Annotated in this window: 15 protein-coding genes; 8 read left to right on the top strand and 7 right to left on the bottom strand. The window is 74.3% G+C overall.

Annotation, left to right across the window (positions count from 1 at the left end; genetic code table 11):
- Positions 1-15 precede the first annotated feature (15 nt).
- From ABZW10_RS34485 to ABZW10_RS34510, 6 genes are all read left to right on the top strand, one after another.
- Positions 16-660 (top strand): amino acid ABC transporter permease, encoded by a 645-nt coding sequence (locus ABZW10_RS34485; RefSeq protein ID WP_355374219.1) that lies wholly within the window; start codon positions 16-18, stop codon positions 658-660.
- Positions 657-1,526 carry an amino acid ABC transporter permease gene (locus ABZW10_RS34490; protein ID WP_355374221.1) on the top strand — a complete coding sequence of 290 codons (870 nt, stop codon included), beginning with the start codon at positions 657-659 and terminating at the stop codon, positions 1,524-1,526. Before ABZW10_RS34485 ends, ABZW10_RS34490 begins: the two co-directional genes overlap by 4 nt.
- Before the next feature lie 202 nt (positions 1,527-1,728).
- Entirely contained in the window at positions 1,729-2,634 is a 906-nt protein-coding gene (locus ABZW10_RS34495) for a LysR family transcriptional regulator (RefSeq protein ID WP_355374224.1), read from the top strand.
- Positions 2,635-2,767: 133 nt separating this feature from the next.
- A complete protein-coding gene (locus ABZW10_RS34500; RefSeq protein WP_355374226.1) occupies positions 2,768-3,334 on the top strand; it encodes a cysteine dioxygenase family protein in 567 nt (188 codons plus the stop codon).
- A gap of 7 nt (positions 3,335-3,341) precedes the next feature.
- Positions 3,342-4,400, top strand: a complete 1,059-nt coding sequence (locus tag ABZW10_RS34505) for a putative sulfate exporter family transporter (RefSeq protein WP_355374229.1) — start codon at positions 3,342-3,344, stop codon at positions 4,398-4,400.
- A 152-nt stretch (positions 4,401-4,552) separates the two neighbouring features.
- Positions 4,553-5,260, top strand: coding sequence for a spermidine synthase (locus ABZW10_RS34510; protein WP_355374232.1), 708 nt, complete (start codon positions 4,553-4,555; stop codon positions 5,258-5,260).
- Between the two features lie 44 nt (positions 5,261-5,304).
- Here the strand turns inward: ABZW10_RS34510 and ABZW10_RS34515 are convergent, their stop codons facing one another.
- The 4 genes from ABZW10_RS34515 to ABZW10_RS34530 all read right to left on the bottom strand — a co-directional run bounded on the left by ABZW10_RS34515 (position 5,305) and on the right by ABZW10_RS34530 (position 11,502).
- Complete coding sequence (locus ABZW10_RS34515) at positions 5,305-7,608, bottom strand: glycoside hydrolase family 18 chitinase (protein WP_355374235.1); 2,304 nt, start codon at positions 7,606-7,608, stop codon at positions 5,305-5,307.
- Between the two features lie 412 nt (positions 7,609-8,020).
- A complete protein-coding gene (locus ABZW10_RS34520; protein ID WP_355374237.1) occupies positions 8,021-9,964 on the bottom strand; it encodes a hypothetical protein in 1,944 nt (647 codons plus the stop codon).
- Positions 9,965-10,097: 133 nt separating this feature from the next.
- Complete coding sequence (locus tag ABZW10_RS34525) at positions 10,098-10,955, bottom strand: TetR/AcrR family transcriptional regulator (protein ID WP_355374240.1); 858 nt, start codon at positions 10,953-10,955, stop codon at positions 10,098-10,100.
- Positions 10,956-10,977: 22 nt separating this feature from the next.
- The gene (locus tag ABZW10_RS34530) at positions 10,978-11,502 is read right to left on the bottom strand and encodes an NUDIX domain-containing protein (RefSeq protein ID WP_355374242.1); all 525 of its coding nucleotides are present in this window, start codon (positions 11,500-11,502) and stop codon (positions 10,978-10,980) included.
- Between the two features lie 61 nt (positions 11,503-11,563).
- Here ABZW10_RS34530 and ABZW10_RS34535 point away from each other — a divergent pair, with 61 nt between their 5' ends.
- Positions 11,564-12,784: a serine hydrolase domain-containing protein gene (locus tag ABZW10_RS34535; RefSeq protein WP_355374245.1), complete on the top strand. Its 1,221-nt coding sequence runs from the start codon at positions 11,564-11,566 to the stop codon at positions 12,782-12,784.
- A 35-nt stretch (positions 12,785-12,819) separates the two neighbouring features.
- Here ABZW10_RS34535 and ABZW10_RS34540 read toward each other — a convergent pair whose 3' ends face one another.
- The 3 genes from ABZW10_RS34540 to ABZW10_RS34550 all read right to left on the bottom strand — a co-directional run bounded on the left by ABZW10_RS34540 (position 12,820) and on the right by ABZW10_RS34550 (position 16,077).
- On the bottom strand, positions 12,820-13,143 hold the full coding sequence (locus ABZW10_RS34540) for a nuclear transport factor 2 family protein (RefSeq protein ID WP_355374248.1): 324 nt from the start codon (positions 13,141-13,143) through the stop codon (positions 12,820-12,822).
- A 229-nt stretch (positions 13,144-13,372) separates the two neighbouring features.
- Complete coding sequence (locus tag ABZW10_RS34545) at positions 13,373-14,896, bottom strand: aldehyde dehydrogenase family protein (protein ID WP_355374250.1); 1,524 nt, start codon at positions 14,894-14,896, stop codon at positions 13,373-13,375.
- Positions 14,897-15,129: 233 nt separating this feature from the next.
- The gene (locus ABZW10_RS34550; RefSeq protein ID WP_355374253.1) at positions 15,130-16,077 is read right to left on the bottom strand and encodes a terpene cyclase; all 948 of its coding nucleotides are present in this window, start codon (positions 16,075-16,077) and stop codon (positions 15,130-15,132) included.
- Positions 16,078-16,395: 318 nt separating this feature from the next.
- Here ABZW10_RS34550 and ABZW10_RS34555 point away from each other — a divergent pair, with 318 nt between their 5' ends.
- Entirely contained in the window at positions 16,396-19,440 is a 3,045-nt protein-coding gene (locus tag ABZW10_RS34555) for an AAA family ATPase (RefSeq protein ID WP_355374255.1), read from the top strand.
- Positions 19,441-19,638: the final 198 nt, after the last annotated feature.

A 19,638-nucleotide genomic window follows, 5' to 3' on the forward strand; every position in this document is an offset into this window, starting at 1 on the left:
GGGAAGGGCCGGGCTGTGAAGACGCTGACCGACAACTGGTCGACCTACCGGGACGGTTTCCTCGGCACCCTGGAGCTGTTCGCGGTGAGCGCCGTGCTCGCGCTGGTGCTCGGGGTGCTGATGGCGAGCTTCCGGGTCTCGCCGGTGCGGCCGCTGCGGGTGTTCGGCACCACCTGGGTGACCCTGCTGCGCAACACCCCGCTGACCCTGCTGTTCTTCATCGTGGTGCTGGGCCTGCCGCGGTTCGACATCACCCTGCCGTTCTTCACCTTCGCGGTGCTCGCGCTCGGCTGCTACACCTCCGCCTTCGTCTGCGAGGCGATGCGCGCGGGCGTGAACACCGTGCCGGTCGGTCAGGGCGAGGCGGCGCGCAGCCTGGGCATGACCTTCGGCCAGACGATGGGGCTGGTGGTGCTGCCGCAGGCCTACCGCTCGGTGGTGGCGCCGATCGGCAGTGTGATGATCGCGCTGGCGAAGAACACCGCGATCGCCGGCTCGTTCAGCGTCACCGAACTGCTCGGCACCTACCGGACCATCAACGAACTCGGCTACAGCATCGTCTGGACCTTCGTCTGGATCGCCGTCGGCTACCTGATCATCACCCTGGCCATCAGCGCCGTGTTCAACCTCCTGGAACGACGAGTGGCGGTGTCGCGATGACGGCGGAATCCTCGGCGCTCTACGACGTCCCCGGCCCGAAGGCACTCGCCCGGCACCGGCTGTACGGCGGGATCGCGCTGCTGGCGATCGCGGCGCTGATCGGCTGGATCGTCTACATGCTCTTCCACACCCACCAGTTCACGGCGGCCAAGTGGACGCCCTTCCAGTACGAGGGCGTCCAGGACCTGCTGCTGCGCGGGCTCGCCAACACCCTCAAGGCCTTCGGCTGGACGGTGCTGTTCGCCCTGCCGTTCGGCGCGCTGTTCGCGGTCGGGCGGCTCTCCGACCACCGGGTGGTGCGCCTGCTCTCCACCCTGGTGGTGGAGTTCTTCCGGGCGATGCCGCTGCTGGTGATGATCTTCTTCATCTTCGTGGCCCTCAAGGTGGCCCCGCTCTGGGCGCTGGTGGCCGGGCTGGTGCTCTACAACGGCTCGGTGCTCGCCGAGGTGTTCCGGGCCGGGGTGGTCGCGGTGCCCAGGGGCCAGCGGGAGGCGGCCTTCGCGCTGGGTATGCGCAAGTCCCAGGTGATGGCGTACGTCCTGGTGCCGCAGGCGGCGCGGGCGATGCTGCCGGCGATCATCAGCCAGCTGGTGGTGGCGCTCAAGGACACCTCGCTGGGCTTCCTGATCACCTATGAGGAGTTCCTGCACGCCGGCAAGCTGATCGCCACCAACCTGGACTACGACCTGCCGTTCATCCCGGTGGTGATGGTGATCGCGCCGATCTACATCGGCATGTGCCTGCTGCTCTCCTGGTTCGCCCACTGGGTCGAGCGGCGCAGCCGGCGCAGTCCGAGCGCGCGCGGCGGGGCTCCGGTGGCGTCGGCCGAGGTGTCGATGGGGATGCCGCCGACGGTCCGGCCGTGAGCGATGACGGGCGACCGACGGCGACCGACGGCGACCGGTGGCGAACGATCGCGACCGGTTGTGATCCGGATGCGTCCGGAGGTGGGCGGTTCGCGGGTAAACCATAGGTGCGGCCGAGGTCTGGATCGGTACCTCCAAACTCTGCTTATGATTGCCGGACAGCGACACGACACGACGGCCGGGCGGAGGGACAGTGGAGCCGGTGTTCGACTCACGGCACATCAGGACCTTCCACGAGGTCGTCCGCGCGGGCTCCTACTCGGCGGCCGCCCGTGAACTCGGCTACACCCAGCCCGCCATCACCCAGCAGATGAAGGCCCTGGAACGCACCGTCGGCCTGCCGCTGTTCACCCGCGCCGGGCGCGGGCTGCGGCTCACCGAGGCCGGCGAGGCGCTCGCCCGGCACGCCGAACAGATCCTCGGCAGCCTCTCCGCCGCCCAGCAGCAGCTGGCCGCACTCGGCCGGCTGCGCGCCGGGCGCGTGCGGGTCTGCGCCTTCCCCAGCGCCAACGCCACCCTGATACCGGAGGCGATGGCCCGGCTGCTCGCCGAGCACCCCGGCGTGCGGGTCGAACTCCTGGAGGCCGAACCGCCGGACTCGGTGCAGCGGCTGCTGCGCGGGGAGTGCGACATCGCGCTGGCCTTCCGCTATCCCGGCGCGCCCGCCGAGGTCCCCGCCGGGCTGGACGAGATCCCGCTGATGGAGGACCTGCTGACCGTGCTGCTGCCGGTCGGCCACCCGCTCGGGCGCCGGCACGCCGTCCGGCTGGCCGACCTCGACGGCGAGCGCTGGATCGCCGGCTGCCCGCGCTGCCGGGCCAACCTGCTGCAGGTCTGCGCCGAACAGGGCTTCGCCCCGGACATCGTGTTCTCCACGGACGACAACCTCGCCGTGCAGAGCCTGGTCGCGGCCGGGGTCGGGATCGCGCTGATGCCCGCGCTGGTGCTCTCCTTCATGTGCCACCGCAAGGTCACCGGCCGCGCCGTCGAGCCGCACCTGCGGCGCCAGGTCAGCGCGTACGTGCTCCGCGAGCACCGGCGGATCCCGGCGACCGCGCTCGTCCTGGACCACCTGCGGCAGGCCGCCGCGGCCCGGGTGGGGTGCTGAACCCCCGCCGGACCTCCGGCCGAACCCCCGCCGCGACCCGCGTCGGCCACCCCGGAATCGATAAGCGGTGATGGGGGGAGAGCGAAAGAACCCTCCTTGGACGTGATGGGTCGGCGGCGGCGACGCTGCTGGCATGACAACGTCAGCCACGGTCGGCGGCGGCCGGCTCACCGAGCGCATGACCGCGCTCGTCGGCGAGATCCGCGCGGTCGTGGACCGCGGCCTGCCCCCCGAGCTCACCGCCTACCTGGTCGGTGAACGGCTCGCCCCGCACCTGGGCGACGGCGAACTGCTCACCGCGGACCAGCGCGAGGGCGACCCCGAGCGCTACCGCCAGCACGTCCTGCACGCCGAGGACGACGGCTCCTTCTCCGTCGTCGCCCTGGTCTGGCTGCCCGGCCAGCGCACCCCGATCCACGACCACGTCTCCTGGTGCGTGGCCGGCGTCCACCAGGGCCAGGAGAGCGAGACCCGCTACCGGCTGATCTCCGACGGGCGCGCCGCCCACCTCGTCGAGACCGAGCACGTGGTCGGCCCGGCCGGTACCGTCGCCGCCTTCGCCCCGCCCGGCGACATCCACCTGGTGCGCAACACCTGCGGCGCCACCGCCATCTCCATCCACGTGTACGGCGCCGACGTCTCCCGGCTCGGCACCAGCATCCGGCGCGTCTACCGGCTGCCCGCCGACGAGCGGCGGTGAGCCCCGGATGGCCCTGACCCTCCGGGACCGCGCGGTCCGCCCGACCCGCACCCGCGCCCTGCCCCCGCTCGGCGGGAACGCCCCCGGCCTGCTGCTCGCCGCGCTCGGCGTCACCGCCGCGATCGCCGTCCACCAGGCCGTGCCCGCCGTGCCCAAGCTCACCGCCGCCGTGCTGCTCGGCGTCGCCGCCGCCCACCTGCCCGGTCTGCGCCCGGTGGTGCGCGGCATCGCCCGGCCCGGGCTGTCCACCGCCGGCAAGCGGCTGATGCGCCTGGGCATCGTGCTGCTCGGCCTCAAGCTGAGCCTGGACGACGTGCTCGGCCTCGGCTGGGCCACCGTCGCCATGGTGCTCGCGGTGGTCGCCGCGACCTTCGCCGGCACCCTCTGGCTCGGGCGCCGGCTCGGCCTGCCCGGCGACCAGCCGCTGCTGGTCGCCACCGGCTACTCGATCTGCGGCGCCTCGGCGATCGGCGCGGTCAGCCAGGCCGCCGGCAGCGAGGAGGAGGACATCGCCGCCTCCGTCGCCCTGGTCACCCTCTGCGGCACCCTGGCCATCGCCGTCCTGCCGCTGCTGCAGCACCCGCTCGGCCTGGACCCGGACGGCTTCGGCCGCTGGGTCGGCGCCAGCGTGCACGACGTCGGGCAGGTGGTCGCCACCGCGCAGAGCGGCGGGGCGGGCGCGCTGCGCGAGGCGGTGCTCGTCAAGCTGATGCGGGTGGTCCTGCTCGCGCCGCTGGTCGCCGGGGTCGCGGTGGCCGTCCGGCGCTCGCACCGGCGCGCCGGCACCGCGCCGGCGGCCGGGAAGCGGCCTCCGCTGGTGCCGCTGTTCGTCGCGGGCTTCCTGGCCATGATCGCGCTGCGCACCACGGGGGTGCTGCCCGAGCGGGCCCTGACCCTCGCCGGGGACGCCCAGGAACTGCTGCTCGCGGCCGCGCTGTTCGGGCTGGGCAGCGCCGTCCACCTGCCGACCATGGTGCGCACCGGCGGCCGGATCGCGCTGCTCGGGCTCGGCTCCTGGGTGATGGTCGCGGGGGTCTCCTATGTCGGGGTGCTGGCCACGACGTGAAAACCCGGGGCGGCCGGCGCCGGTTGGGGCTATCGTCGGCCGGGTGGTCCGATGCGTCGGCCCGGTGGTCCCCAGGCCGTGCGGCCCCGGGGCCCCGGCGGCCGGCCGGCCCGCGCGTCCGTGTCCCCGAGCACCGCGGAGGAACCCCCCGTATGTCCAGCGCACTGCCCGAACGGGACGGTTCCGCCGCCGTCGTGACGCTCGACCGGCGCGAGGGTCCGTTCGGGGAGGTGGTGCTGCGGCGGCGCGGCGGGGACTACGAGATCATCGCCAACGGCTGCTTCCTGATGGACACCGCCGACGGACGCTCCGAGCGGCTGCTGGTCCGGGCCGCGCTGGACGAACTGGACCGGGACGGACCGGTGGCGCGGCCCGCCGTGCTGATCGGGGGCCTCGGCGTCGGCTTCTCGCTGGCCCACGCGGCGGCCGAGCCGCGCTGGGGGCGGATCGCCGTGGTGGAGCGTGAGAGCGCCGTCATCGACTGGCACCGCGCCGGCCCGCTGGCCGCCTTCTCGGCCGGCGCGCTGGACGATCCCCGGGTCGAGGTGCTGCACACCGACCTGCTGGAGCACCTGGCCGGCGCCGACGGCGCCCGCTACCACGCGCTCTGCCTGGACATCGACAACGGCCCGGACTGGACGGTCACCGACGCCAACGCCGGGCTGTACGGGCCGGACGGGCTGGCGGTGCTGATGCGGCGGCTGGAGCCGGGCGGGGTGCTGGCGGTCTGGAGCGCCCGGCCGTCGGCGGCCTTCGAACAGGCGCTGCGGGCGGCCGGCTTCACGGACGTGGTGACCCACGAGGTCGCGGTGGCCCGGGGCGTACCGGACGTCGTGCACCTGGCCCGCCGCGCGCGGTGAGCGCGTGACGGGCCAGGCGGCAGAGGGGCCGGGCCGCTCCGGGGCTACTTCAGACCGTTGTCCACCGCGGCCATCAGCTCGCCGTTCGGCGTGTCACCGTCGAAGGCCCAGACCATCGCGCCGGCCAGTCCCTGGGACTTGATCCAGGCGGTCTTGCGGGCGATCTCGGTCGGGTCGTCGTAGGTGTAGAAGACGTTCCCGTTGTAGATGTAGGCGTGGCCGGCCACCGGGTCGCGGTAGATGGTGTAACCACCGCTGGTCGCCATGTCCTTGAGCTTCTTGTAGTCCTCGAAGCCCGCCTCGTAGGTGCCCGGGCCGGGGCCCGTCGCGGTCTGGAAGAGTCCGTTGGTCGTGCCGCGCGGCACGCCCGTCCAGCCGCGTCCGTAGAACGGGATGCCCAGGGTGAGCTTGCTCTTCGGGGCGCCGCCGGCCACGTAGGCGCCGATCGCGACCTCGGAGCTGAACTGCCGGGCCGGCGGGTTCGGGTCGCCGGCGGCGACCTTGATGCCGGACTGCTGGTTGGTGACCATCTCCCAGCCGCCGTGGTAGTCGTAGCCCTGGATGGTGGCGAAGTCGAAGGCGCCGAACAGGCCGGGGACGTCGATGCCCGCGGCGATCTTGCCGGGGTCGGCCGGGAGGAAGGCGCTCAACGTGTAGTGCTTGCCGGTGGTGGCGCCGAGGGCGTCCAGCTGGCGGCGGAACTCCTGGGCCAGCAGGACGTAGTTGGCCTTGTCGGCGGGCCGGAAGATGTTGCCGGCGTGTCCGTCGGAGTTCGGCCACTCCCAGTCGAGGTCGATACCCTCGAAGATGCCCGCCGCGCTGCCCGCGCCGCCGCGGCCGTCGATCACCGGCAGGTTGCCCTTGATGTACATGTCGATGCAGGAGCTGACCAGCGCCTTGCGGGAGGCGTCGGTGGCCGCCGCGTCGGAGAAGTACTTGCTGTAGGACCAACCGCCCAGCGAGATCTGGATCTTGAGGTTGGGGTACTTGGCCTTGAGCTGCTTCAGCTGGTTGAAGTTGCCGGCCAGCTTCTGGTCCCAGGTGTCGGTGGTGCCGGCCACCGAGTTGCCGGCGTCCCAGCCCTTGCCGAAGTCGGCCCAGGCGTCACCGGCGCCGTCGCCCGCGTTCGGGTCGTTCTCCGGCCCGGCCGCCTTGTTGGTGATGAAGCACTGCTTGGTGCTCGGGTGGATGTTGGCGAAGGCGTAGTTGACCACCGAGAGCCGGCCGGCCGAGCCGGAGGTGTCGAGCTGCTTCACGCTGTAGCCGCGGGCGTAGATGCTCCACTGGGTGAAGTAGCCGATCTTCAGCGCGCCGCCGGTGCCGCCCTTCTTGGTGCGGGCGGTCACCGAGCCGGAGGCCGGGGAGACGTTGCCGGCCGCGTCGCGGGCCTTGACCGTGAAGGTGTAGTCGGTGTCCGGGGCCAGGCCGCCGACGGTGCCGGAGGGGCTGGTGACCGTGGTGACCACACCGTTGCTCGCGGCGATGTCGTAAGCGGTGACGCCGACGTTGTCGGTGCTGGGCGTCCAGCTCAGCGAGACCGAGCTGGAGTCCGAGCCGGTGACGACCGGGGTGCCCGGGGTGGTCGGCGCCTCCTTGTCCTCGATCGGCGGCGGGGTGGTGACGCTCACCGGGCCGGCCGCCGCCGAGCGGTTGCCCGCCGCGTCGAAGGCCTGGACGGTGAACTGATAGGTGGTGCCGCCGGTCAGGCCCTGCACGGTGACGGCCGTGGTGGCGCCGTCGGTGGTGGCCACCTTGGTGCCGTCCTTGAACACGTCGTACCCGGTGACACCGACGTTGTCGGTGCTCGCCGTCCAGGAGAGCGCCGCCGTGGTCTGGGTGACGGTGCCGGCCGTCAGGGCGCCCGGCACGGTCGGCGGGGTCAGGTCGTCGCCGCTGCCGTCGCACGGCTTGCCGTTCAGCTTGCAGTTCGCCAGCGGCTGGTAGCCGCCGGAGTAGGCGATGTTGAAGCCGACGTTGTAGGTGCCGCCGACCGGCAGGGTGGCGGCCCAGCCCGGGTTCTTCACCGTGACGTGGGAGGCGGAGGTGGTGTACGAGGCGTTCCACAGGCCGGCGACGGTGTTGCCGGTGGGCAGGTCGAACTCCAGTGTCCAGCCGTTGACCGCGGCGCTGGAGCCGTTGCTGATGGTGTAGCTGCCCTCGTAGCCGCTGCCCCAGTCACTGCCCTTGGTCAGGGTCGCGGTCACCGAGCCGGCGGTGGCCTGCGCGGCCGCGTCGGCGGCGGCGTCCGCGGCGGCGTGGGCCAGGGTGGCGGGGAGGGCTGCGCCGAGCAGGGGGACGAGCAGGGTTCCGGCCGCGAGCAGCGGCAGGCTGATCCGACGTCTGCGCATGGATGTGGCTCCTGTCCTGGGGGCCCGGGCAGGCCCGGACGCCCCGTTACCCGTGGGGAGGTGTCAGGTGCGTGGAGCAGCGTGCTCCGGGCCATGGGGGCGGCGCGGAACCGGTCCTCGGGCCGTCGGGGTGCCACGGAGGATCCTGTGCCGAGGGTAGGGAGCGGACGGGTGAACTGGCAATAGGTCTGTACCAGTTATCGATCGTGGACATGGCGGACGCGGCCGGTGGGACCCGGCGGACCTGCGCCTTCGTCACGGTCCGCGGGCGGCGGGCGGCGGTCCGCGGGCGGCGGGCGCTTCCCGGTGGCCGGCGCGCGGATCGGGAGTCGGCGGGCGGAGGGCGGAGGGGGACGGACGGGCCGCCCGGCGGTCGGTGCGTCGGGCGGCCGGGGTGAGGCATGTCCGGTGCTCAGCCGAAGGGGTCGTGCTCCGGGGCCGCGGTGGGCTGTGGCGGGGCCGAGGCGGTGTCGGGCTGCGGGGCGAAGGGGTCGAAGTCCGGCGGCGGGACCATCACCGGGGTGCCCTTGGCGGGGCCGGCCGCGGGGCCGGAGCCCGGGTCGGTGGCGGTGGCGGGGACGGCCGGCGGGCCGCTGGGCGGCGGGGGGACGGCGGCCGGGGGCCGGGGTGCCGGGATGGTGGTGCCGAACGGGTCGGCGGCCTGCTCCGCGGCGGTCACCGTGCCGAACGGGTCGGCGGCCGGGGCGGCCGGGGCGGCCGAGGGCTGCGGGGCGGCGGCCGGCAGCGGTTCGGCGACCGGGGTGCCCAGGATGCCGAAGGGGTCGAAGTCCGGTGGGGGCACCATCACGGGCGTCCCCTTCAGCGGCTCCGGGGCCTCGGGCTCCTCCGGGGCGGCCGGTTCGGCGGCCGGGGTGCCGAGGATGCCGAAGGGGTCGAAGTCCGGCGGCGGGACCATCACCGGGGTGCCCTTGGGCGGGGCGGCCGGCTCCGCGGCGTCCGCCGGAACCAGGATCGGCTGGGCCGGGGTCGGGTCGGCGACCGGGGCGAAGGGGTTGAAGTCGGCCGGCGGGATGCGGACCGGCGTGGCGTCGTCCGCGGGCGCTGGCGGCGCCGGGGGCGCTACGGGTGCCGGGGGCGCCGGGGGTGCGGCCTGGGCGGGCAGCTCGGCGGCGGGCACGGGTGCCGGAACGGGCGCGGGCGCCGGGGCGACCGGGGTGGCGGGCACGCCGTCCCAGCCGAACTGCACGCTCGTCAGCAGCTCGGCGAAGACGTCCGTGTACAGCTCCCAGTCCTGCGGCTGGGCGGTGGTCAGCTGCACGCAGAGCACCGAGACGCCGTCCGGCAGCGGCACGAACGCCTCCACCACCGAGGTGACCGCCCAACGGCGCGCCCCGTCGGCGGCCAGCGGGCCCGGCACCGGGACGCTGCGGGCCTCGACCAGGACGGCGGCCGGTCCGGCGGGCAGCAGCACCGTCCAGACCTCGGCGTGCCGGCGCAGGGTGGCCAGTTCGGTGGCGAGTCCGGTGATCGGCAGCGGGTGGCGGGCCAGCGAGACGACCAGGGTCGCCTCGGTCGGCCGGTCGTCCAGGCGGAAGGCGCCGACGCCCGCGTAGACGGCGCCGGAGGCGGTGACGGTGTCCGCCAGGGCGGCGGCGATCAGCGCGAAGTCGCGGCGCTCGGCCGGGCCGGCACCGCTGAACAGCTCCTCGGCGGTCTCGGCCAGGTGCGCGCTCAGCCCGGCGGCGGCCGCGCCGGTGGCCGGGGCGATCCCGCTGCCGGCCGGGATGCCGTCCACCGGGCCGGTGGGCACCGTGCGGGCGGAGACCCCGGGCGGGCCGTCGGGTGCGGTGAGCGCGTGGAAGCCCGGCGGGACGACCAGCCGGACCTCGGCGCCCGCGCCGGTGGGCAGTTCGACCGGCTGCCGGGTCTGCCGACCGGCCGCCAGCGCGGCCAGTGGAGCGGCGAACGCCGGGCGGAGCTTGGGGTCGGCGGGCTCACCGGTCACCGGCAGCCCGAAGTGCTCGGCGGTGGGCGCCCCGGTGGAGCCGCCCGTCGCGCCGCGGACCGGGCCGGCGGTGCCGTAGCGGGCCAGCAGCGCGCCGGTCGCCAGCGGGGCGAGCGCGGCCCCGGTGCCCGGGCGGGCGGTGCCGGCGGTGACCACGGTGCCGAGCCGGTCGACGGCGGTGTGCACCGGGCCGTTGGGCGCCAGCGGCAGGTGGAACAGGGTGTCGGCGGCCGGGTGCGCGACGGTCCGCAGGGCGGTCAGCACGGCCGCGGGGTGGCGCGAGGTGCGGGCGCCGAAGAGGGCGTCGGTGAGGCTGCCGAGCGTCGCGGAGACCCGCTCCGCGGCTGCGAAGGGGTTGGCCTCCGCACTGAACTGGCCGTCCTGGGTCAACTGTTGAGCCCCCCGCTCTGCTCGCTGTGCGTCCGTGGTCCGTGGACCCCGGCCCGGGGGTGACCGGCGGGCCGTCAGATCCGTGCACATTCCTATCAGAGGCCGCCGACGGGGCAGAACCGGCCGCCCGGCCTCAGCCGGCCTCGGAGCCGGTGTCGTCAGCGGGACCTGGACCTGGACCTGGACCTGGACCGGGCTCGGCGGCCAGTCCGGTGAGGGCGTCGGCCAGGCTCGGTACGGCCAGCAGGCCGGCGAGGTCGCGGACCAGCCGCCCGGTCGGGCCGTCCGGGCGCTCGTCGGCGAAGAAGCCGGCCAGCTCGGCGGCCAGCGCGGGCTCCCGGGCGGCGGTCAGGGTGAGTGCCGCCACGAACTCCTGCACCAGGTGCAGCTGCAGCTCCTCCAGCGGCACCGAGCGGTCGGCCAGCCATTCCAGCGAGGTGATCTCGGCGTTGGCGATCCAGGCCCGGACGGTGAGCCGCAGCCCCGGGCTGGGCGAGGGCAGCGCCAGGTGGCCGAGGATCTGGTCGTGGGCGGCCTTGCGGACCTCGTCGATCACCGCCGAGGTGTTGGTGCTGGCCGTCACCGAACCGCCGCGCAGCAGCGCCGCGAAGCCGGGCCCGTGGCTCTGCACGAAGTCCAGGTAGCGGCCCATCACCCGGTACAGGCGCTCGGAGAGCGGGCCCTCGGCCGGCTCCTCGAACCGGGCCGACAGCTCCCGGCCGGCCCGGCGCAGCGACTCCTCGTAGATCGCCTGCTTGCCCGGGAAGTAGTGGTAGACCAGCGGCCGGGAGGCGCCCGCGGCGGCGGCGATGTCGTCGATCGACACCTCCTCGGGCGGGCGGTGGCTGAACAGCTCCAGCGCCACGGCGATCAGCTGCTCGCGCCGCTCGTCCACGCTGAGCCGCCGGCGCGGTCGCACGGCGGGCTCCGGACGGTCGCCGCGCGCGGGCGCGGACGCGGGGGAGGGGGCCGACGGCGTGCGGGATGCCATGCGCGCCACCCTATCCGCCCGGTCAGGCCGGGTGGTGCTCCAGGTAGCGGCGGTAGGCCTCCCGGCCGTCGGGGACGAATTCGTCGCGCTCCAGTCGTTCGGCCAGCTCGGCCGGGGTGAGCCAGGCGTGCCAGGCCACCTCGGACTCCTGCGGGGCCACCGGGCCGTCCCACTCGGCCTCGTGCACGTCGGACCACCAGGCCAGGCCGTCGCCGCGGAACAGGAAGCGGAACAGCGGGCGCGGGGCGATCCCGGTGACGCCCAGCTCCTCCTCGGCCTCCCGGACGGCGGCCTGCTCGTAGCTCTCGCCGGCGCCCACCACGCCGCCGACGAACATGTCGTGCGCCCCGGGCGCGAACAGCTTGGTGTCGGTGCGCCGGTGCACGAAGATCCGCCCGGCCGGGTCGCGCACCAGGACGAAGACGCACCGGTGGATCAGCCCGCGCCGGTACACCTCCCCGCGCGGTGCGGTCCCGGTCACCCGGTCGTGCTCGTCGACGACGTCCAGCAGCTCGTCGGCGGGATCGGTCTGCGGGGTTTCGGTCATGACCGACAGGTTAGGGTTTCCGGGCGATCGATGGACGTACGAACGACGAGGACGGCGCGCGGTGGTCGAGATCTGGGGCGAGACGGCCGGGGGCTTCGAACCGGTGCGGGAGGCCTTCGCCCGCAACTTCCGCGAGTACGGGGAGCTCGGCGCGGCGTTCGCGCTGTACGCCGACGGCCGCAAGGTGGTCGACCTGTGGGGCGGCGACGCCCGGCCCGAGGTCGGTGCGCGGCCCGCGCCGGCGGTGCCGTGGACGGCGGACACCGCGCAGGTGCTGCGCTCGGTCACCAAGGGCCTGACCGCGGCCACCGCGCTGCTGCTCGCCGAGCGCGGGCAGCTCGACCTGGACGCCCCGGTCGTCGCCCACTGGCCGGAGTTCGGGGCCGCCGGCAAGGGCGGGGTGCCGGTGCGCTGGCTGCTGTCGCACCAGGCCGGGGTGCCGGCCCTGGACGAGCCGCTGCGGCTGGAGGACGTGCTCACCTGGGAGCGGGCGGCGGCCGCGGTGGCCGCCCAGGCGCCCGCCTGGGAGCCCGGCACGGCGCACGGCTACCACCCGTACACCTTCGGCTGGCTGGTCGGCGAGGTGGTGCGGCGGGTGAGCGGGCGCTCGGTGGGCCGGTACTTCGCGGAGGAGATCGCCCGGCCGCTCGGCCTCGACCTGTGGATCGGGCTGCCGGCCGGCGCGGAGCCCCGGGTCGGCCGGCTGGTCGACCTGCCCGCTCCGCAGGCCGCCCGGACCGGCCCGAGCGGGCTGCGGCTGCGCGCCAAGCAGTCGGTGCGCGACGCCTACCGGAACCCGGAGTCGCTGACCGCCCGGGCGTTCGCCTCGGTGCGGCCCGGGGTGGACCTGAACGACCCGGCGGTGCAGGCCGCCGAGATCCCCGGCGCGGGCGGGATCGGTACCGCGCGCTCGGTGGCCCGGTTCTACGCGGCGCTGATCGGCGCGGCCGACCGGCACGGCAGCGGCGGCGGGACGCTGCCGCCGCTGCTCGGGCCCGAGGTGCTGGCCCGCGCGGTCGGGCCGGTGGTCAGCGGCCCGGACCGGGTGCTGATCGTCAACTCGACCTTCGGGCTGGGTTTCTTCCGGCACGGCCCGACCTCGCCGATGGCCTCGCCGGCCAGCTTCGGCCATCCGGGCCGGGGCGGCTCGCTGGGCTTCGCCGATCCCGAGCTCGGGATCGGGTTCGGCTACATCACCAACGGCATGCAGCCCGGCGTCACCGGGGACATCCGCTCGCGCACGCTGATCCGGGCGGTGCGGGAGTGCCTCGGCGCAGCCTGACGGGAGACCGGAGGGGAGGCCGGAGGGGGCCGGAGTCAGGCCTGGCCGGTCTCGAAGTGGCGGATCCGGCCGTCCTCGACGGTGAAGCGCCAGGCGGTGCGCATCTCGCCCCAGGTCTCGTTGCGGTAGTCGGCGACCAGGGCCCGGCCGCCGTCGGACTCGGAGCGGACCTCCATGTGGCCGCGGACGGTGAAGATCTCCCGGTCGATCCAGTCCTGGAGGTCGCGTGCGGAGCCGTCGTCGGCCATGGTGGCGTCCGGGGCGAGCAGGTCGACGAAGGCCTGCCGGTCGCCGGCGTTGATCGCGGTGACGGCGGCGCGCACGGTCGGGTCGGAGAGTCTGGCGGGGGCGATGGTCATCCGGTCTCCCAGGAGTCGAAGCGGGTCGGGACTCCTGTTTAGGACCTCGGCCGCGACGCGCCGCGCATGTCGGCGGCGCGTCGGGGATTTACCGGTGTTCATGTGCTTGGATCCCGATACGGGTGATTTGCTCACAGGGGTCCCCGGGCGGGCCACGGGGAGTGGCGTACGGAGTGGGAAGCCGGCGGGTCCGGCTTCCCACTCCGCGGTTGCGCCGGGGTGACCCGCCCTAGAACAGGCCCGTGGCCTGCGGGGAGTAGCTGACCAGCAGGTTCTTGGTCTGCTGGTAGTGCTCCAGGACGGCCTTGTGGCCCTCCCGGCCGATGCCGGAGTTCTTGTAGCCGCCGAACGCGGCGTGCGCCGGGTAGGCGTGGAAGCAGTTGGTCCAGACCCGGCCGGCCTGGATGGCGCGGCCCGCCCGGTAGGCGGTGGTGCCGTTGCGGGTCCAGACGCCGGCGCCGAGCCCGTACAGGGTGTCGTTGGCGAGCGCGATCGCGTCGTCGAAGTCCTCGAAGCGGGTCACCGCGACGACCGGGCCGAAGATCTCCTCCTGGAAGATCCGCATCCCGTTGACGCCCTCGAAGACCGTCGGCGTGACGTAGTAGCCGCCGGCCAGCGAGCCGCCGAGGTCGGCCCGCTCGCCGCCGGCGAGCAGCTTGGCGCCCTCGGCCTGGCCGATCTCGACGTAGGAGAGGACCTTGCGCAGCTGCTCGTCGCTGGCCTGCGCGCCGACCTGGGTCCCGGTGTCCAGCGGGTTGCCCTGGCGCAGCGCGCGCACCCGCTCCAGGCCGTCGGCGAGCAGCCGGTCGTAGACGGCGGACTCGATCAGCGCCCGGCTGGGGCAGGTGCAGACCTCGCCCTGGTTGAGGGCGAACATCGCGAAGCCCTCGAGGGCCTTGTCGTAGAAGGCGTCCTGCTCGGCGGCGACGTCGGCGAAGAACAGGTTGGGGCTCTTGCCGCCGAGCTCCAGCGAGACCGGGATGAGGTTGCCGCTCGCGTACTGCGAGATCAGCCGGCCGGTGGTGGTCTCGCCGGTGAAGGCGACCTTCCGGATCCGGTCGCTGGAGGCGAGCGGGCGTCCGGCCTCCAGGCCGAAGCCGTTGACCACGTTGAGCACGCCCGGCGGCAGCAGATCGGCGGTCAGCTCGACCAGCAGCAGCACGGAGGCCGGGGTCTGCTCGGCCGGCTTCAGCACGACCGTGTTGCCCGCGGCCAGCGCCGGGGCGATCTTCCAGACGGCCATCAGGATCGGGAAGTTCCACGGGATGATCTGGCCGACCACGCCCAGCGGCTCGTGGAAGTGGTAGGCCACGGTGTCCTCGTCCAGCTGCGAGACACCGCCCTCCTGGGCGCGCAGCGCGCCGGCGAAGTAGCGCAACTGGTCGACCGCCAGCGGCAGGTCGGCGCCCAGCGTCTCGCGGACCGGCTTGCCGTTCTCCCAGCTCTCGGCGACGGCGAGCTTCTCCAGGTTCTGCTCGATCCGGTCGGCGAGCCGCAGCAGCACCTGGGCGCGCTCGGCGGGCGGGGTGCGGCCCCAGGCCGGGGCGGCGGCGTGGGCGGCGTCCAGCGCGGCCTCGATGTCCTCCGCGGTGCCGCGGGCGACCTCGGTGAAGACCTCGCCGGTGACCGGGCTGGGGTTCTCGAAGTACCGGCCGAGGACCGGCGGCGTCCACCGGCCGCCGATCCAGTGCTCGTAGCGGGGGCGGTAGGCGACGATGGATCCGGGCTGTCCGGGGGGCTGGTAGACCGGCATGCTCTGGTGCCTCCTCGTGCGGTCGGGGCGCCGCCGCGGCGCGCGGGCCGCAGCGGGGCGCCGGGCCGCGCGGAGGGCGGCCCGGCGGAGGGTACGGACACACGCGCGGGTCGGGCGCCCCCCGAACCGGGGGCGTCCGCCGGTCAGCACCCTAACCGGCGGACGCCCGATTCGGCTACGGTCCGTGCGGACCCGGTCGACGCAGGGTGGTGCACCGCGACTGTCCGGCCCCCTCAGGCCGCCTGGTAGCGGCCGGTGCGGCGCTCCCAGCTCAGGTAGCCGGCCAGCCAGGTGAGCAGGCCGTCGGCGTAGCGCTGGGCGACGATCCGCTCGACCCTGGCCAGGCCGAGCTCCCGGTACACGTCGGGCAGCCCGTCGTAGAGCTCCTGGCAGCGCTCCACCATCAGCTGCGCCTCGGCCATCACCACGGCGCAGGCCTCCTCGGCCGAGCAGTCCCGCTCCCGGCGCACGATCATCACCAGGTTGTTGACGTCGCCGCGCGGCGCCTCCAGCGGGAACGAGCGCACGTCGTTGGTGAGCGAGGGGATGTCGGCGGCGAGCTGGCGCAACTGGCGCAGCACCGGGTGGTGCAGCACGGCCGGCGGTACCTCGAAGTGGCCGAGCCGCTCGATCATGTCGAAGATGGTCTCCATCGCGGCGGTGCCGCGCCGCAGCACCTGGTAGCCGGCCCGGTCCGGCGGGCGCGGGCTGATCCGGCCGGCCGCCTCGGCGGGGTGCGAGGCGAGGTAGTACTCCCAGTTGTACGCGGCGCGCGCCTGCCAGCGCGCCGGCATGCCCCGGACGCTGCGCTCCCACAGGTCCGCGAAGGCGCTCTCCACGGGGGAGCCCCGGTCGGCCGGCGCGCCGTGCAGGACGGCGATCAGCCGGTCGCAGATCGGCGCGACCTCGGTGGGGCGGCGGCCGAGCGGGCCGTCGAACTGGTCGTCGAAGAGGAAGTAGAAACCCATGAGGTCGGCGGCGAGCGCGAGTTCGTCGGGCCCGGCGTCGGGGTAGCCGAGCGCGGCGAGGTCGACCACCTCCCAGTGCGCGTAGGACGGGTGGGTCGGGTCGGGCAGCAGTGGATGGCGGGTCAGCCAGGCGCGGTGCAGTTCGGTGGCGTACGGCCCGTGGTCGCTGCGACGGTGCGGGAACGGAATCTGAAGTGAAGTGTCGTCAGACATCGGACTCCCGGAGCTGCGAAAGGTGGGTGTACTGATGGGTCGAAAGGTGGGTGTACTGATGGGTACTGCGGTGATCGGCGGGGGAGTTGGGGCAGTGCTGTCCAAGGGGGAAGCGGGGGCATGACATGATCAACTGGCTACGCGGGGCGTAGAGTATCTGATGCAATGATCCGACGTTAGTGATATAGGGCAATTGCCCTCGGCGGGCCCTCCAAACCCTTCAACTCGCCCCCCGCCTGCGTGAATACGCTCCAATAGGCCCCCTGCGGCGCTAACCTCGGCTCCACGAGCACGGATCGGCGAGGCGGAGGCACGACGGTGACCGAGCGGGACAGGGATTTCCGGGCGGGGGCGATGCCCGGCGCGCGGGAGGCGGAAGGCGCCCCCAATCGCATCAGACTGCGTGACCGCGACGCCGAACTCCGCTCCGCCGAGGCCGCGGTGGACAAGCTCTGCCGCGACTTCGCGGCCGGCGGCACCGAGATCGGCGAGCTGCTCACCTTCTCCGGCCGGCCCGGCATCGGCAAGACCAGCCTGCTGCACGAGGTCCGCCGGATCGCCAAGCTGCACGAGGGCGCCACCGTCCTGTTCGCCCGCGGCGGCGAGCGCCAGTTCAACGAGCCGTACCACGTGCTGCGCCAGCTCCTCCAGCCGGTCCTCGGCAGCCTGGAGCCCAGCGAGTTCAGCCAGGTGATGGGCACCTGGGAGGAGGTCGTCGGCCCGGCGATGGGCCTCAAGCAGCCCAGGAAGGGCGCCCGCCGGCTCGACCCGCAGGGCGTCCGCGACGGCCTCGACTTCGTCCTCACCCAGCTCGCCCCGCGGCGCGCCCCGCTGGTGATGATCGTCGACGACCTGCACTGGGCCGACCTCGAATCGCTCGGCTGGCTGGCCCAGTTCGCCGTACGGGCCCGCGAACTGCCGGTCCTGCTGGTCTTCGCCTACCGCGACGACACCGCCGACTGGCAGCAGGAGACCCAGGAGCACCAGCGCGCGGTCGCCGCGCTCGCCACCCGCCGGCACCAGCTGAGCCGGCTGTCCCTGGTCGCGGTCACCGACATGATCCGCGCCGAACTCGGCGACAAGGCCGAGGACGCCTTCTGCTACGAGTTCTGGAACGTCGTCAACGGCAACCCCTTCGAGGTCGTCGCGCTGCTCGACCAGGTCCGCGACCAGGAACTGGAACCGGTCGAGGAGAACTCCCAGCAACTGCGCGAACTCGCCGTCGACGCCACCGGGATGACCCTCAAGTCCTGGCTGGACCGGCTCGGCGCCGCCACCCTGCGCTTCGCCTGGGCCGCCGCGATGCTCGGCACCGACATCCGGCCCGACCTCGCCACCCGGATCTCCGCCCAGAGCGCCGAGGGCGCCCGCGAGTCCATCAAGGAACTGCGCAAGCAGCGCGTCCTCACCGCCACCCCGAACGGCAACCTCGAATTCGTCCACCCGCTGATCGCCAGCTCGATCTACAACACCATGCCCGAGGCCACCCGCACCGGCATGCACGGCGTGGCCGCCGCCGAGATCGAGAACGCCGGACTCGGCCTGCTCGCCGCCTCCCGCCACCTGGTGGAGACCTTCGCGGGCGAGGGCGACGACCGCACCGTCCGAAAACTCCGCAAGGCCGCCTCCGAACACCTGCTGATCGGCGCCCCCGAGGCCGCCCAGCGCTGTCTGCACCGCGCGCTCGCCGAACCCCCGGACGACCAGGACCGCGCCGAGGTGCTGTACGAGCTGGGCTGCTCCGCCCTGCTCACCGACCCCGTCGCCACCGTCAACCAACTGAAGCTCGCGCTCGACCCGGAGGAGGGACCGCTGCGCCCCTCGATGCGGATCGACGCCACCTTCCGGCTCTCCGAGGTGCTGGCGCACAGCGGCGAACTGCGCCTGGCCGCCGTGGTCTGCCAGCAGGAAGCCGAACGCACCACCGGGGACCCCGCGGGCCGGCTGCGGCTGGAGGCCGCGGCGTTCATGTGGCACGCCTACCGCAAGTCCGAGGAGGACGGGCCGGCCCGCTCCGCCCGGCTCGGCGCGCTGTGCGAGAGCCTCACCGGACGGGAGGCGGCCGACCGGGCGGTGCTGGCCCTGCGGGCCTGGGACCTCACCCTGCGCGGCGAGTCCTCGGCCGAGGTGCTGCGGCACGCGGACCGCGTCCTGGACAACGGCCGGCTGCCCAAGGGCCTCGGCTGGACCGACAACACCTGGGGCTTCGAACTGCCCGCCACCCTCGGCCTCTCCTACACCTACAACGACCGGATCGCCCAGGCCGAACGGCTCTTCTCGGACGCCATCGTCCAGTTCGAGGTGGCGGGCTGGAGCGGTGCCCACCGGGGCTTCGCCTACTTCCTGATGGGACTGGCCCGGTTCCGGCGCGGCCTGCTCGCCGAGGCCGAGGACTTCCTGCGCCGGGCGCTGCGGCTCTCCGAGCGGATCAGCGCCAAGCTGCCGCTCGCCTGGGACGCGGTCGGCGTGCTGATCGACACCCTGATCGCCCGCGGCCGCAGCCAGGAGGCCTGGGAACTCGCCCTGGAGTTCGGCTTCCACCCGCCGTACCACCCCACCGCGATGGTGCTGCCCGACGCCGCGTCGCTGTACGGCAAGCTGCTGCTCGCCGTCAACCGGCCCGCCGGCGCCGCCGCCGCGCTGACCGAGGCCGGCGCCCAGCTGGACCTGCGGGGCTGGCACAACACGGTCTGGGCGCCCTGGGCCGGACACCTCGCCATCGCGCTCGCCGAGGACGAGCCGGAGCGGGCCCGCGCGTACGCCCGGCGCTCGGTCGTCGACGCCGAGCGCTTCGGCACCGCCTCGGCGATCGGCACGGCGCTGCGGCTGCACGCCCAGATCGAGGACGGCCAGCAGGCGGTCGAACTGCTGGAGCGGGCGGTGACCCACCTCGGCCAGTCGCCCGCGGGCTACGAGCACGCCGTCGCCCTGGTGGACCTCGGTGCCGCGCTGCGCCGGGTCGGCCGGCTGGAGGACGCCCAGGAGTACCTGTACCAGGGCATCGAACTGGCCCAGCACTGCGCGGCGGACGGGCTGGTCGAGCGGGCCCGGCGCGAGCTGGCCAACTACGGCCTGCGGCCCAACCGCCTCGGCGACGTCCGGGAGGCGCTCAGCCAGCCGGAGTGGGCGGTCGCCGAACTCGCCGTGCGGGGCGTGCCGCCGCAGCGCATCGCCGAGCACCTGGGGCTCCCGCTCAGCCAGGTCAACTACCGGCTGGCCGCCGTCTACCGCAAGGCCGGCAGCGGCCCGGACGGCCTGGCCGCCGCGCTCGGCCTGCCGCCCGCGCAGCGGGACGGCTCCGACCCGGTCGACCGGCAGGGCGGGCCGGACGCGCCCGGGGGCGGGTTCGACCGCGCACGCTGACGCCGACGCACCGGCGGACGGAGCGCCCGGACGGCGCGCGGGCACTCGATCAGCGCCCCCGCGCCGTCCCACCCGGCAAGGCGCGTCCCCCGGATCCTCGCCGGGGCCGCGGCCCGATCCGACAGAATCCGACAGGCAGGCCCTAGGCTGACGCCGACCCGGTCCCGTACGAGGCCCGGGACCCCGGCGAAGGGCGGG

Source organism: Kitasatospora sp. NPDC004723 (genome assembly GCF_040609255.1).
GTDB lineage: Bacteria > Actinomycetota > Actinomycetes > Streptomycetales > Streptomycetaceae > Kitasatospora.